This window comes from Ferrimonas gelatinilytica, from assembly GCF_039544205.1.
Taxonomy (GTDB): Bacteria; Pseudomonadota; Gammaproteobacteria; order Enterobacterales; family Shewanellaceae; genus Ferrimonas; species Ferrimonas gelatinilytica.
Genome location: NZ_BAABLF010000029.1, coordinates 62,453 through 77,290 on the forward strand (window position 1 = coordinate 62,453; position 14,838 = coordinate 77,290).

The 14,838-nt window shown below is 63.7% G+C and carries 11 protein-coding genes; all 11 read right to left on the reverse strand.

Translation table 11 applies throughout. The features are described 5' to 3' along the window. Positions 1-9 precede the first annotated feature (9 nt). On the reverse strand, positions 10-1,164 hold the full coding sequence (locus tag ABD997_RS14090) for an ABC transporter permease (protein WP_345317749.1): 1,155 nt from the start codon (positions 1,162-1,164) through the stop codon (positions 10-12). After that, on the reverse strand, positions 1,161-2,204 hold the full coding sequence (locus ABD997_RS14095) for an ABC transporter permease (protein WP_345317750.1): 1,044 nt from the start codon (positions 2,202-2,204) through the stop codon (positions 1,161-1,163). Before ABD997_RS14095 ends, ABD997_RS14090 begins: the two co-directional genes overlap by 4 nt. Continuing rightward, the gene (locus tag ABD997_RS14100; protein ID WP_345317751.1) at positions 2,201-3,178 is read right to left on the reverse strand and encodes an HlyD family secretion protein; all 978 of its coding nucleotides are present in this window, start codon (positions 3,176-3,178) and stop codon (positions 2,201-2,203) included. The genes ABD997_RS14095 and ABD997_RS14100 overlap by 4 nt, the downstream gene beginning before the upstream one ends. Then, positions 3,175-4,503 carry a TolC family protein gene (locus tag ABD997_RS14105; protein ID WP_345317752.1) on the reverse strand — a complete coding sequence of 443 codons (1,329 nt, stop codon included), beginning with the start codon at positions 4,501-4,503 and terminating at the stop codon, positions 3,175-3,177. The genes ABD997_RS14100 and ABD997_RS14105 overlap by 4 nt, the downstream gene beginning before the upstream one ends. Before the next feature lie 762 nt (positions 4,504-5,265). After that, on the reverse strand, positions 5,266-6,714 hold the full coding sequence (tldD, locus tag ABD997_RS14110) for a metalloprotease TldD (RefSeq protein WP_425557077.1): 1,449 nt from the start codon (positions 6,712-6,714) through the stop codon (positions 5,266-5,268). Beyond that, the gene (locus tag ABD997_RS14115) at positions 6,711-7,541 is read right to left on the reverse strand and encodes a carbon-nitrogen hydrolase family protein (protein WP_345317753.1); all 831 of its coding nucleotides are present in this window, start codon (positions 7,539-7,541) and stop codon (positions 6,711-6,713) included. The genes tldD and ABD997_RS14115 overlap by 4 nt, the downstream gene beginning before the upstream one ends. Further along, positions 7,444-11,448 carry a YhdP family protein gene (locus ABD997_RS14120; protein ID WP_345317754.1) on the reverse strand — a complete coding sequence of 1,335 codons (4,005 nt, stop codon included), beginning with the start codon at positions 11,446-11,448 and terminating at the stop codon, positions 7,444-7,446. The genes ABD997_RS14115 and ABD997_RS14120 overlap by 98 nt, the downstream gene beginning before the upstream one ends. Next, positions 11,445-12,953 (reverse strand): ribonuclease G, encoded by a 1,509-nt coding sequence (gene rng / locus ABD997_RS14125; protein WP_345317755.1) that lies wholly within the window; start codon positions 12,951-12,953, stop codon positions 11,445-11,447. The genes ABD997_RS14120 and rng overlap by 4 nt, the downstream gene beginning before the upstream one ends. Before the next feature lie 5 nt (positions 12,954-12,958). After that, positions 12,959-13,522 (reverse strand): Maf family protein, encoded by a 564-nt coding sequence (locus tag ABD997_RS14130; RefSeq protein WP_345317756.1) that lies wholly within the window; start codon positions 13,520-13,522, stop codon positions 12,959-12,961. Between the two features lie 2 nt (positions 13,523-13,524). Next, positions 13,525-14,016 carry a rod shape-determining protein MreD gene (gene mreD, locus ABD997_RS14135; protein WP_345317757.1) on the reverse strand — a complete coding sequence of 164 codons (492 nt, stop codon included), beginning with the start codon at positions 14,014-14,016 and terminating at the stop codon, positions 13,525-13,527. Then, on the reverse strand, positions 14,013-14,831 hold the full coding sequence (gene mreC / locus ABD997_RS14140; protein WP_345317758.1) for a rod shape-determining protein MreC: 819 nt from the start codon (positions 14,829-14,831) through the stop codon (positions 14,013-14,015). The genes mreD and mreC overlap by 4 nt, the downstream gene beginning before the upstream one ends. Between the last annotated feature and the right edge of the window lie 7 nt (positions 14,832-14,838).

A 14,838-nucleotide genomic window follows, 5' to 3' on the forward strand; every position in this document is an offset into this window, starting at 1 on the left:
CCGTCTCTATCAGGACGCTTCCGGCAGGGCACTGTCTGAGGGTACTTTCTCTTGCCGGCGGCGCCACAGCAGCACCGCCAGCAATCCCCAGGCCAGCACCTGGCCCCAGAGGGTCCACTGCAGTGCCAGTACGTCCTCCCCACCCAGCTTGGTCAGCTGGATCATCCCCTGCATCATCGCCTGGGAGGGCACTATCCCCCACAAGAGAGTCCAAACGGTCGGCATGCTTTCCACCGGCCAGACAAAACCGGCGGTGAACAGCAGTGGCATGGAGATCAACACCAACAGCTGCGCATAGCTATCCCGGTGGCGAAACAGAGACCCGAGCACCACGCCGAGCAGAAAGGTGGCCAGCCAGAATGGCAGCAGTAACGACAGCAGACTGAACAGGCTGCCCTGGAGAGCCACCTCGTACCCGGCCAGCAGAGGCCCCAGGTAGAGGAGGCTGGCCAGTACAAAAGGGGGGATCAACAGCGAAGCCATCACCGACAGACCAGCAGCAACCGGCATTCGCTGCCAGCTGCCCGGCCTGCGCTGCACCCGTATCACCGTCACGCCGACGCAGATCAACATGATCTGGTGCAGGATCAGCACGAAAAGTCCGGGCAGGATGTAATCGAGGTACCCCATCTTGAGGTTGCTCGCCGGCACCATGTTGAGTGTTACACCGCCCTGACGCGAGGAGGCGGGGTCCGCGCCGGCCATCATCCGCCGCGCCAGCTGAACCTGGCCGCCAAGCGAGAGGCTGGCCCGGGCCACCTGTTCGGCGATGGTGCCGTAGGAGAGGAAGTAGTGACCATCCGCTGCCGCCACGACGGTGGCACTGCCACCCCGTCGCAGTCGGGTTTCAAACCCGGCCGGGATCATCACCAGCCCCTTGCTCTGCCCGGCCAGCACCGCCTGCTGCGCATCACTCAGGCTCGTATTAGTGGCCACGAACTGGATCCCGGGGCTGGCTTGCAGCGCCCGCACCAGCTCACGACTGGTGCCGCTGTTGTCCTGGTCGATCAGCAGCACAGGCTGAGCACCGGCCACCTGGTGCAGGTAGGGCAGCGGGTAAACCAGGGCGTAGAGCATCAGGCCACCGAAAAAGGTGATCAACACGCCAGTGTCTCTCACCAAGGCGCGCGCCTGCAGCTGCCACAAGGCGATCCATCGGTTCATGCGCTGCGCCTCCACAACCAAACCAGCAGGGGCAGCAACATCATCAGTGGCCACAGCGCCAGCCAGTTGGCCTCACCCACACCACGGTAACTCTGCAGCAGCGGCAGGTAGTGGGTACTGGGAATCACCTGTCCCCACCACTGGGCCGCCATCGGCATATCGCCCTCCGGCATGGTGACCCCCATGTAGGTCATCGCCGGCGTCAGCAGCGCTGCGCCGACACTGACCAGCTGCTCCGCCTCCCGGCCGCTGCGCCGCAACAGCAGGGCAGCGGTGGTCACCGCCCCCATCACCGGCAGCAGCCCAAACCACAGCGGCCAGAGCGGGGTGCCGATTGGCAACATCAGCAGGGGAGAGAGTAGCCAGAGTCCTATTCCCGCCCAGCCCCACTGCCAGGCCAGCAGCAGCGGCAGGGCCCGGCGGGGACAGACACCCGGAGGGGGTCGCTGGTAGAAGTTGAGGACCGACAGCAGCACCAGGATCTGCCACACTGCCAACGCCAGGGGCGGCACCAGGAAGGCCGCGTAATCAAGGTTCTGATTGTTGAGGGCGGTCAATTGCACCTGGACCGGTGCCAACTGGGCGGGCTGTGCCGCCGCCGGCACCCCGGCCAGGTTCAACGACAGCGTCGCCTGCTGCGATAATCCCGATGCCAGCGCCTGCTGGAGTGGTGCCGACAGGCGCCGGGCCAGCAACAGGTACTGGCCGTTGTATCTCAGGTCCAGCACCAGAGGCTCACGACGAAACAGGGTCTCGCTGGCACCGACGGGGACCTGGATCAAGGCGTAGGCGGTGCCATTAGCCAGCATCGCCTTGCCCTCGGCCAGGGAGGTAACACTGTGAAGGCGAATCGCCGGGCTGGCCTGCAGCTGCCGGCCCAGCTGTCGGGACAGCGCGGAGTGATCCTGGTCCCACCAGGCCACCGGCAGCTCCACCGGGGTGCGGCTGGCAAAAATGGTGTAAAGCCCCCCCACCACCAGCAGGGGAGCCAGCAGGAGGATAAACCCCTGCCAGGGATCGCGTCGCAGCCAGGGGATCATTCTTCCGCCTTGTAGAGTACCGTCATCCCGGCCCGCAACCCCTCGATGGGCTCGCTAGGACGCAGCTCCACCTCGAAGGTGCGGAGGTCAAACTCCTGACCGCTCTCGGTGGCACGCCAAGTGGCAAAATCCCCCTGGACTGCGGTGTACGCCACGGTGAAGGGGTGAGTCTCACCCAGGGCAGGGACAGTGAGCATCAGCTCGCTGCCTTCGGCAAACTCCGACAGGCGATCCTCTCGAACCTGGAACAACGCCCAGGCATCGGAGAGATCGGTCAGGGTCATCACCGGGAAGCCCTGGGGCACCAGTTCGCCCTGGTGGAGCAGCACCTGGCTGATCTCACCGGCGCGGGGTGCCCGGATCTGAATATCACTCAGCACCGCCTGCACCTCCGCAAGCTGGGCCTGAGCCGCATCCGCCTGGCCCTGGGCCGCCTGCTTGGTTTCACTGCGCGCCCCCTCCTGGGCCATCTGGTACAGTGCTTCGGCGGCGCTGGCCTGGTGCTGGGCCGCCTGCCACTGGGCGTAGGCTTCATCCCGCTTCTGCCGGGCCAACACCCCCTCATCGAAGAGCGCCTGAATTCGTTCGTAGGTGGTCTGCGTCAGGTTCTCCGCCGCCAGGGCACGCTGCCAATCCTGGTAGGCGGCGTCGATCTGCTGCTGCCGCGCACCGCTGTCCGCCTCCTGTCGCATCGCATCGGCGGCGCTGGCCCCGGCTTGTGCCTGGCGAAAACGGGCTTCCAGCTCGGGGCTGTCGAGGCGGTACAGCTCCTGTCCCGCCTCCACCTGGTCTCCCCGGCGCACGTGCAGGGCGACCAGACGGCCCGCCGCCTTGGAGGAGATCTGGTATTGGCGGGCTTCAATCTGGCCCTGAAGCCACTGGGGTTGAGGCTGGTAGGCCCGGAACATGGCCCAGGCCGCCAGGGCGCCCAAAATGAGGAACGCCAACGAGGCGAGTGTCAGGGTCTTTTTCATTGCGCGATTTCCGATGCACTGATCTGGGAAAAGAAAGGCTCTATCTGGCCACTGAGGGACATCACCTGGGCCAACGCCTTGAGGTACTGGTAGCGGGAGAACGCCTGTCCCAACTGGGCAGCGGTCAGGCTTTGGTCCGCGTCCACCAGCTCCAGTGAGGTAGCCAGTCCCTGGGAGAACGCCTCCTGGCGCAGGTGGCGATTCTCCTGCGCCAGCGCGATGGTGGCGTAGTAACTCTCGAACTGGTCCGCCGCCTGACGCATCGCCTCATGCTGGGACACCAGCAACAAACGCAGGTCCTGCTCCGCCTGGGCGCGACGATGACGGGCTTCCAACTCGGCGCTGCGTGCTGCCTTGACCCGATCTCGGCGACCATCGTTGGTCACCAACGGCATGGTGAAGCGCACCCCCACCATCCACTCCGGCTCCAGATCCGACAGCAGGCTGTCATCCTCCAGCAGGGTGTAGGTACCGAAGAGACCCAGCTCCGGCTTGTAGCGTCCCTTTTCGGCCTTGATCGCCCCCTGGGCCTGACGCTCCTTGGCATCAAACAGCTTCAGAGCCGGATGGGTCTCCACCAGTGCCTGTTCCAGGGGCGCCACCGGTGGCACCGACAAACGTTCTGCACCGTAGATCATCGGCTCGCCCCCCTCCTGGCGTAACAGGCTGGCCAGGGCACGCTGGGCGATACGAAGTTCACTGTCGGCCTGACGTGCAGCTACCTGGGCCTGCTCCAGTGCCACTTCGGCATTGAGTCGCTCTACCCGCGCAATCTGCCCCTGCTCCTCCAACAAACGGGCGTTGCGGGCATGGGATCGGCGAGCCGTCACCTGGGCCTGGCGCAGCTGCGCGTTCTGTTTCGCCAGCAGCACCCCGTAATAACGCTCCACCAACAGGTTAAACTGCTCCCGACGACGGATCTCCAGCTGCTGTTTCTGCGCTTCCATCTCCGCCTGCTTCACCGCCTGGGCAGCATCAATACGGCCACCGGCATAGAGTGGCCACTGGCCCCTCAGAGAGGTTCGGTAGATAGAGCGTTCGGTCAGGTTGACCGGACTGATCAGCCCGGGAGGCAGGATACTGGGTAAGGTACCGCTGAGATCCAGAGAGACGGGCTGATCCAAGTAGAGGTAGGTGGCCCCCAGAGAGAGGCTGGGGCCCCCCAGCGCGTCGGCCGCTTGCCGCTCACTCTCGGCACGGCGGCTCGCTTCACGCTCCGCCTGCAGGGCGGCGCTGTCGCTGTCCAGGTGCTGCCACGCCTCCAGCAGCGACAGTGGTGCCGCTGCAAGCCCCAAGGGCCAATACGCCACGGCGCACAACGTCAACGAGCCCAACCAGCCTCGCCACGATCCTGTCATTTTCCCCGAGGCCCTGTGACTTGAGGGGGGACGCTCATATTGCCGGCTTACCGGCTTGACGGTCTCGATCTCGATGGGACTCTCCCGTGGAATCATCAAAGAATAAATTAGAGTAATTGCTCTAGGCATTCTAACAGCGCACAAGAGTGACGCCAAACCCTAAGAATAAAAGTAGGAGAGTTGACGTACTTACGTCGTAATCTCGCCCGTCGTTCAGGGCAGATCCGGTCAACGCCTCCATCAGCTACGGGCAAGCAAAGCCTGGCCTCGGCCCGGGCACCACCCCCGAATGCGCCAATCCAGAAGCACGGGGCACTGCCGACGAGATACAGGCAAACAGGCGCTACTTGTGGGTGGTCATACAAACCCTCTTGGCTCAACTTGGTTTCCGCCACACCGATAAGCGCGGTGAACACCTGTAACCGGTATAAAAAGGTCTTGGGGTATTTAACGGTTGAACTGACTCGATAGACCGATGTTCAGAGCCTGACCTGAAGCCAGGGGAAAATCCGAGGGGTAAACGCGAAGAGAGAATGCCACAGCCTCAAAGGGCAAGCGTGAGGGAAAATGGCGCTTGGAGGCAAAGCGAGTCGTCCTCGTGTTGCCGTCGCCTTAGGCGTAACCACCTTCAGAGGCGGGAGAGTGCCCCGAAAAAAACGCGAAGAACCAAAAAAAGCGGGCCAGGAGTCTCTCCTGGCCCGCTCGTGGGCTGGCTAAATTCCGCCCAGGCTACTGGGTGCCGCCGACGGTGAGACGATCCAGCTTCAGGGTGGGCTGACCAACGCCCACCGGGACACTCTGCCCATCCTTACCGCAGACTCCCACCCCCTGGTCCAGCGCCAAGTCGTTGCCTACCATGGAGATGGTCTGCATCGCCTCCGGACCGTTGCCGATCAGAGTAGCCCCCTTGACCGGCTTCACCAGCTTACCATCTTCGATCAGATAGGCCTCCGAAGCGGAGAACACGAACTTGCCCGAGGTGATATCCACCTGGCCACCGCCGAAGTTCGGGGCGTAGAGGCCACGTTTCACCGACGCGATGATCGCCTCTGGGCTGTGCTCTCCGGCCAGCATGTAGGTGTTGGTCATCCGCGGCATCGGCAGGTGGGCGTAGGACTCCCGACGGCCATTGCCGGTCGGGGCCACGCCCATCAGCCGGGCATTCAACTTATCCTGCATGTACCCTTTGAGGATTCCGTTCTCAATCAGCACGTTGCACTGGCTGGGTGTCCCTTCATCATCCACAGTCAGGCTACCGCGGCGATCGCTCAGGGTACCGTCATCCACCACAGTGCAGTGAGGCGACGCCACCCGCTCACCGATGCGACCACTGAACAGACTGGAGCCCTTACGATTGAAGTCGCCCTCCAGGCCATGGCCTACGGCCTCGTGCAGCAGCACGCCGGGCCAGCCATTGCCCAGCACCACCGGCATCTCCCCTGCCGGGGCATCCCCCGCTTCGAGGTTCACCTGGCCCTGGCGCACCGCCTCGCGGCACAGGGAGAACACCTTGAGTTTGCCCTCAACATCCAGCTCCAGCAGGCAATCATAGCCATGACGCCCACCCATGCCACTGGCCCCCCGTTCGCGGCGATCCCCTTCGGTCATGATCACCGAACAGTTCAGGCGCACCAGGGGCCGCACATCGGCTGCCAGGGTACCATCGGAAGCGGCTACCAGGATCTCCTCGTAAACACCCGAAAGGCTGACCACTACCTGGGTAACACGGGGATCCAGTCCCCGGGTATAAGTGTCCATTTCTCGAAGCAGGCCCAGCTTGGCATCGGTGGCCAGGGAGGCGATGGGATCGAGACCGGCATAGCGGATGGGCGCCGTGCGGCGGGTCAACGCCTGCACCTTACCCTCTCCCCCGGCCGCGGCAATGCCGCGGGCAGCGTCGGCGGACTGCTTGAGCGCCAAGGGGCTCAATTCGTCGGCATAGGCAAAGCCGGTTTTTTCCCCGTCGATGGCGCGAACACCCAGCCCCTGCTCGATGTTGAAACTGCCCTCTTTGACGATGCCATCCTCCAGCACCCAGCTTTCGTGGCGACTGGACTGCAGGTAGATGTCGGCATAGTCCAGTTTGTGCCGGTGTAAGCCCGCCAGCGCCCTCTCCAGCGCTTCAGGGCTCAACTGGGCCGGCTCCAGCATGGTGGCGGATACGGTCTCAAAACTCATAGGATCTCGTTCTCATCGTTGTCACCCCCACCCGCATGGCGGCGGTGTTGCTGCACCGGGATCGCATCCCGGGCCTGTGTGATCAATTCTGGGTCCAGCTTAACACTGATCCGCCCCGGCTCCTCCCCCCCATCGGCGATCACCCGCCCCCAGGGGTCCACCACCAGGCTGTGGCCCCAGGTGCGGCGTCCATCCCTATGAACACCACACTGGTTCGCGGCCAAAAGGTAACACTGGGATTCGATAGCCCGGGCCCGAACCAGCACCTCCCAGTGGGCCTGACCCGTGTTGTAGGTGAAGGCACTGGGCAGCGCAATAATCTCCGCCCCAAGCTCGACCAGTGCAGTAAAAAGTTCCGGGAAGCGCAGATCGTAACAGACCGCCCAGCCAAGGCGACCAAAGGGGGTATCGACCACGCGGACCCCATCGCCAGGGCAGGTGTGGGCACTCTCGTGGTAGCTTTTGCCATCCCCGACCTTGGCGTCGAACATATGGATCTTGTCGTAGCGACCCAGGCGGGTGCCGTCAGGGCCATAGAGGCAGGAGGACGCATAGGCACGGCCATCGCCGGCGGTGATAGGCAGGGTCCCCGCCAGCAGGTAGAGATCAAACTCCCGCGCCATCTGTGCCAGCGCCTGCTGATTGGGCCCCTCATCCGGCTCGGCAAACCGGTTCCAGGGGCCCGCCGCCATATGCAGACACGCCTCCGGCAGGATCACCAGCCGGGGGTCAGGGGTTCGAGCCAGACTCGCCAGTTGGCTCCGGACCCAGGCCAGATCCCGCTCCGGGCTGCCCTGGCTGTTCATCTGCAGCAGGTGACACTCCATCTTTCGCTCCTCCTTGTTCCGGGGCGTCCAGCGCCTCGTTCAACGCTTCCTGGACCGCCTTTGCCTTGGCGCCGGCATCCGCCTCACTGATTGCGGCGCCCGTGGCGGCCTCGGGCAGGGCGATCTCCCGCTTGGCCCGCTCTACCTCAACCAACTCTGGCTCATCCAGGGTCCCGGTCAGATGGTAACGCAAGCGGGTGATTACCTCGATCACCGGCTCCAGGAACTTGGAGACCGCGAAAGCCCCCAGTCCGACGGTCCAGGCGCCGGTGCTGAGAAACACCACGGCGGGGACATTGGAGGTCAAAGCCGGGCTGAAGGTGATCTGGTAATCCAGGGCGCGGGTGTTGAGATCGGTCTGACCGTTGATCCTCATGGTGCCCGCATTGGCGTCCATGACACTGTCGTCGGTCACCAGGACCCCCTGCTCAAACTGCAGGGTGCCTGCGAAACGGCGAAAGTGCATCCCCTTGGAGAAAACATCACTGAAGTCCAGCGACAGCCGCCGCATCAGGGACTCCAGGCTAAAGAGCGTCAGCAGACGGGCCCCCCGGTCTGAAACATCACTCATCCGTCCGTCGGTGATCTCGTAATCCAGCTCCCCCTCGAGGGTGGAGAGGTCACTCTGCCAGGGCGCACCAGGCCAGTGCAGATCGAAGTTCAACGCGGTCCTGGCATCCTCGATCACAGGGGTGAAACCAAACTGGCCGATCAACGCCCCCACATCCGGGCTGGTCACCTGACCCTCGAAACGGCTCTGCGTGGTTCCCTCCGTTTCGAACCAGCTGCCACTGCCGAGCAATTGATGACTGTCCTGCTGCAGGCTAAGGAGGGTGATCTCATAGGCGCCGGAGTCCCGGTGCCCCTGAAGCTGCGCCCGCCCCAAGGCGATACCGTTATAGGTCAGCGCTTCAACCGCCACATCCAGCGCCGGTACCTGGCCAATCATCCGCGGCAACGACAGGTCCGGATCACCGGGCTCCGGTTCGGCGCTGTTGAGGTGCAGATAGTCCGCCTGGATCTGCAGGCCAAGACCATGGTTTCCCTCCCCCACCAAAGCCTCACCACGCAGCCCTTCACTCTCCAGAGCGATGCCCCATCCATCCCGGTTCGGTTGCGCGGTCAGTGACCCTGAACCCAGAGACTGTTCCAGAAGACGCAGTTCATCCGCCCGGATCTGGATCCGATCCAGGGGCGGCAGCAGCGAGCGTCGGGCAGTATCATCCCGGGACGGAGCTTCGGCAAAAGCACGGATCAGGGGGTCATATTCCGACAGGTCTATCCGGGCGCTCTGCAGCGAGATCAACCCGCTATTGCGCTCGGCCGGTGTGGGCTCAGCCTGGTCCAGGGCCAGGTGGTAGCGATCAAATCCCGCGCCGTCGGCATAGCTGAGATCCCCGATAAAATGGGCCCGCTCCGCAAGTTGCAGATACAGCTCGCTGCCCTCCTTGTCACCGGTCAGCGCCAGCGTCGCCGACCAGGGCTGATCCGACTCCTTGTAGAGAACGCCGGGCAGCCCCAGCTTCAACCCGGTCAGCTCAGAGTGGATCTCGGCCTGGTAGTCGAGGCTTTCCGAGCCCAAGCGTAGGGCCAACTGGCCATCGAGACGGGTGCCCCCGGTGATAAAGGGGTCCAGCGGCGTCTGCAAGGCGGGCGGGATCCGCTGCTGCTGCCAATGGCTGGTAAAGTCGATGTCGATGCCGTAGTCCTCCCCCCGGGATCCCCCCCGCAGGGCCAGCTCCGTGGGCTGGTTGTAGATCCGGGCCATCAGCGCATCCGCCTCGATATCACTGTTGCTAAAGCGCAGCTCACCCCGCACCTGCTCAAGATCCAGGTCCAGGGTGCTCAGGTGCACCGGCGTGTCCCAAAACGCCAACCGCCCCTTGACCACGTTGGACTGATCCGCCACTTCGGAGCCCAGTGGAAAAGTCATATCCAGCGACAGCGGCACAGGGGCCTGGAGCTGAACCTGTTCCAGGGTACCCAGCACCGTCGGTGCCAGGAAGGTCCCCCCCAGCACCGCTTCAGCCATTGAGGGCTCCGCCAACAGGCTGCCCTCCACCGACAGGGTGGCACTACGGTCCAGAGTGGGGATCGTCACATGGGCCCCCTCGATAGTCACTCCGGCCAAGGTGGCACGCGCGACCTGCAGATCCATGCTCTCATTGGCAAAGCGGGCCATGAGGGTGGCGTCGGTCACCGCCGGCCACTGCTCGAGGAAATCAAACTCCAACCCCTCCAGGGTGAAACCGGCGAGGAAGCGCCCGCTGTCATCACGATAGGGGTAGCCCCCCAGCTCGCCGTGCCAGATCAGCTGCACATTGTCGCTGCGACCCGCCCGCAGTGCGCCGGCCAGGTACTCCGACAGCCCCTCGCCCATAGCACGACGGGGGAAGTAGTGTCCCGCCTCACCGGCCCGGTGCAGGGCGACCCGACTCATCAGTTGCAGGCGGCTGGCTCCCTCAGCGGGCAGTGCCAGCGCGGCACTGAGTTGCGCACTGAGATCATCGTTGGTCAGGGCGAGATCCGGGATCCGCAGCAGTGACTGCTCCGGCAGCCACTCTGCCGACAGCGACAACTTTGACAGCTGCAGCGGCTCTGGCCACTGTGCCGGCCAGTCCAGCGCCAGGGGCTGCGCCTCCAGGCTCAACCGGGTCCACTCCGGCTGCCAGTAAAGCTCACCGCTGAGGCCCTCGAGTCCGGGCAGTCCGGCGGCGGCCTCCCAGCCAAGCCCATCAAAGGGCAGCGTCAGCCGCCACTGCGATGCCTGCTGCTGCAGCTGCAAGGGGCCGAGCGTACCCTCCGCCGGGGTCGCCATCAGGGCCGCCAGCTGCTCCGCCGTCAGCCCCGGTGCCAATGCCAGCAAGGGTTGCAGGCCCCACAAGGGGAGCCGATCCAGCCAGAGACGCAGGTCGCCACTTTGATGGCGCAGGGCAAACGCACTTTGCGGCCACGCCACCCCATCGCTGACCAGCTGGAGCGCCTGGCTCTGCAGTTCACCGCCGCTTCCCACCGGGCGCCACTGCAGTCGGCCCTGTGAGATCGACAACTCATGGGTCTGCTCCTCCAGATGCCAGCTGAAACTGCTCCCATCCAGTTGAAGCTGGATCAAGCCGGGTCCCTCGGGGCCGATGCTGGCCCAGGCCTGCAGGTTGAGAACCCCTTCACTGTGATAGGGGTTCTCGTCCAGGCGACGGGCCAGCCAGTCCCCAAGATCCAGCTGTTCCGCGTTCAGGTAAGCCCGCCCCTTCAACCCCAGCGGATCGGCACTGGACAGTTCGATCGCCACCGTCAGTTGTTCATCGTCCCGCAGCGCTTCATCCAGGTAGATGTGCCCCACCCCGAGGTGACGCTGGCCACGGTTTTGCCACTTCAGCTCAGAGAGGTGTATCGGCGCCAGGGCATGACCCTGCCAGTTCAGGCGGGCGGAAACCGCTTCGATGCTCAGATCGCCCAGCTGGTAAAGGAAGAGGTCCCGTAGGGGGGTTAGCTTGCCCCACTCCATCTCGGGTTCGCCGCCCCCCTGAAGGTCAAGCTCAAGGTCCAGTCCCTGGATCCGGATCTGTTTAAGCTGGGGACTCAGAGTGGAGAGCGTGGCCCAAAAATCCAGCTGCAGCTCGATCTGGGCTACCGAGAACTCGGCATTCACGCCCTCCTGGGGAGGAAGACTCAGGCCCCGCAGGGTGAGATGGGGTCCGCCATGGGCCCAGCCGGCACCCAGGCTTTCCAGCGCCAGTTCAAGCTCAAGCCGCTGCTCGGCCCAGGAGAGAATTTCGCTGCGGATCCCATCCACCTGGGGCAGCAGGCTGCGCGCCAGGCTCATGGTGAGGGCCAAAACCGCCAGTGCCGCGACAAAACCGTACCAGCACCAACGGCCGACACGGCGGCACAGCGGCAATCCGATCACATCATCACCACATCAAACTTATCCTGGGCGTAGAGGGGCTCCGGCTTCACCTTGACTCGCTTACCCATAAACAGTTCCAGCTCGGCCAGGCTGTGGGCCTCGTCCCCCTCCAGCAGTGTCTGGACCGAGGGGGCGACATACACCACGAACTCATCAACGTCGTAGGCGCGATCCACCCGGATAATCTCCCGGTAGAGCTCATAGCAAACGGTTTCCGCGGTTTTCAACTGTCCGGTTCCCCGGCACGAGGGGCACTCACTGCACAGCACATGCTCCAGGCTCTCGCGGGTCCGCTTGCGGGTCATCTCCACCAGCCCCAGCTGGGAGATCCCACTGATGCTGCTCTTGACCCTGTCCTGGGCCAGGGCCAGTTCGAGGGAGTGCAGCACCCGCTGCTTATGCTCCTCGGTCATCATGTCGATGAAATCGATGATGATGATCCCACCCAGGTTACGCAGTCGCAGCTGCCGGGCGATCGCCTGGGTCGCTTCCTGGTTGGTGTTAAAGATGGTCTCTTCCAGATTGCGGTGGCCCACGAAGGCGCCGGTATTGATGTCGATGGTGGTCATCGCTTCGGTCTGATCGATGATCAGGTAACCGCCGGATTTCAGCTCTACCTTGCGCTGCAACGCACGCTGGATCTCATTCTCCACATCGAAAAGATCGAAGATCGGCACCGTCCCCCGGTAGAGCTCCACCACAGGCGCAACCTCCGGCATGAACTCACTGATGAACTCACTCAGAGCCTCGAACACCATCTGGGAGTCGGTCTGCACCTTGTCCAGAGTACCGGCAGCCATGTCACGGACGATACGCAGCGGCAGTGAGGGCTCCTCGTAGAGGCGCTGCACCGTTTTGCCGGGACGACGACGGCGCTCCAGCACCTTACGCCAGACCCTGCGCAGGAAGGCCGCATCGTGAGCCAGCTCCTCCTCGGAGGCGTTTTCCGCCGCGGTGCGAATAATGAAGCCACCGTCCCGATCCACGAACTGGCCAACGATATCCTTGAGTCGATCCCGCTCGGCGGGATCTTCCACTCGCTGTGAGACGCCCACATGAGAGGAACCCGGCATGAACACCAGGTAGCGGGAAGGCAGCGTGATGTCGGTGGTCAGTCGGGCGCCCTTGGTGCCCAGGGGGTCTTTAACCACCTGTACCATGATGTCCTGCCCCTGGCGGACCAGGGAGGCGATATCTTCACTGCGAAACTGCTTGGCTTCGCTGACGTCGACACACTCGGTATGGGGAACGATGTCGGAGGCGTGGAGGAAGGCGGCCCGCTCATGGCCGATGTCGACAAAGGCGGCCTGCATCCCCGGCAATACCCGGGTGACCTTGCCGCGGTAGATGTTGCCGACGATACCCCGCTTGGTGCTGCGCTCAATATGCACCTCCTGCAGCATGCCATGTTCCACCAGCGCCACCCGGATCTCCGTGGGTGAGCTGTTGATCAGCAGTTCCGCGCTGACCCCCGAAAGGGTGGAAGAACGTCCTGCATGAGGCATCGACTTTACTCCGCTGTCATCTGTTCAATTAATTCCCGGGTCTCCACCAGCGGCAGACCCACCACGGCACTGTAGCTGCCCTCGATGGCCCGGACAAAGTTTCCGCCCAGGCCTTGGATGCCGTAGCCACCGGCCTTATCCGCAGGCTCTCCGGTACGCCAGTAGTCGAGCATCTGAGTCTCACTGAGGGGGCAGAAGATCACCTTGGTCGAGACCAGGGTATCCCGGCATCTCCCTGGCCCCGCCAGGGCAACGGCGGTCATCACCCGGTGGCTGCGGCCGGAAAGGGCACGCAACATCGCCAGCCCATCCGCTTGGTCCGCCGGCTTCCCCAGTAGCTGCCCATCCTGCACCACGATGGTGTCGGATCCCAGCACCCAACTGTCCGGCTCACACAGGGCCCGGCCGGCTTCGGCTTTCTCCCGGGCCATCCGGGCCACGTACGCCTCCGGCGTCTCAGCGGGCCGAGGCGTCTCATCAATGTCCGGCGCCACCACGGAGAAGCGATAACCCAGTTGGGCCAGCAGCGCCTGGCGGCGGGGCGAGGAGGAGGCCAAACACAGCTTCATGGCTACCTCACCCGGAACCGGCGGCGAACCCGGCCCAACAGCCAGTAGACCCAGGGCCAGAGCAGGGGTGTCACCAGCACCGGCCGGAAGTAGACCATATCAATATGCACCTTGGGGTTCGCCAGGTATTCCGCCCAAAACACCGTCAGGTGCAGGACCAACGAGAGGCTGGCGACAACCAGCACCTGATGGATAAGGGCAAAGTGGCGCAGCTTCTGGTACTGCATCGCCACCACGTAGGCCACGATGGAAAACGCCAGCCCCCGTACCCCCAAAGTTCCCCCGACCAGGATATCCAGCAGGACTCCGAGAAGGCAGGCGGAGAGGATGTTGAAGCGGTGGGGCATCACCAGCACCCAGTAAACCATCAACAGGAGTACCCAGTCCGGACGCCAGGAGATCAGCTCCTGCGGCAGCGGCATGACTTGCAACAGGGTCGCGGCCAACAGGGTTAGCCAGATCACCGGGCGGCCAACGGCTCTATCCATATTCATCCCTCCTCCTGGTTCCACAACAGCAGCAGGTAACGAATCCGGTCCAGATCCGCGATCGGCTCCGCCTTGACCAAGGCAAAGGCCTGACCGGCGATGCGATCGACCTGAGTGATCTTGGCCACCGGGTAGCCTTCGGGGAAACGTCCCCCAAGACCGGAGGTGTTCAGCAGATCCCCCACCTGGATATCGACGTTCATCGCCAGGTGAGGCAGTTCCAGCTCATTGCTGTGCCCGCTGCCGTGTGCCACCGCACGGATGTCATTGCGGGCGACACGCACCGGCACCGCATGGGTGAGGTCGGAGATCAGAAGCACCCGGGCGTTCGCCTGACTCACCTCGACCACCTGACCCACGACGCCGTTGTTATCCAGCACCGGCTGACCAACGTAGACCCCCTGCAGCGCCCCCTTGTCGATCAGCACCAGGTGCTTGAAGGGGTCTTGGTCCACCGCCATCACTTCCGCCACCATGCGGCGGGAGTCGAGGCTGGCGGGGGCATCCAGCAAACTGCGAAGACGCTGATTCTCCTGCTCCAGGTGTTCCATCCGCTGCAAACGCTCACTGATCAACAGCTGCTCCTGCTGCATCCGGCGATTCTGCTCCAGCAACTGTTGACGGCTGGAGAGATTCTCCGAGGTAATGTCGATCAGCATCGACGGCAGCGCCGCCATGTACTGCAACGGGCTCACCAAGGTCGCCAGGGCAGAACGCAACGGCGTCAGCTGCTGGTTAAAAATGATCAGGCCGAGAGACAGCAGTACCGCCATGGTTAGGCGGTACTGCGGTGAAAGTCCCCGGAGGAAAAACGGCTTCATCGCCTGT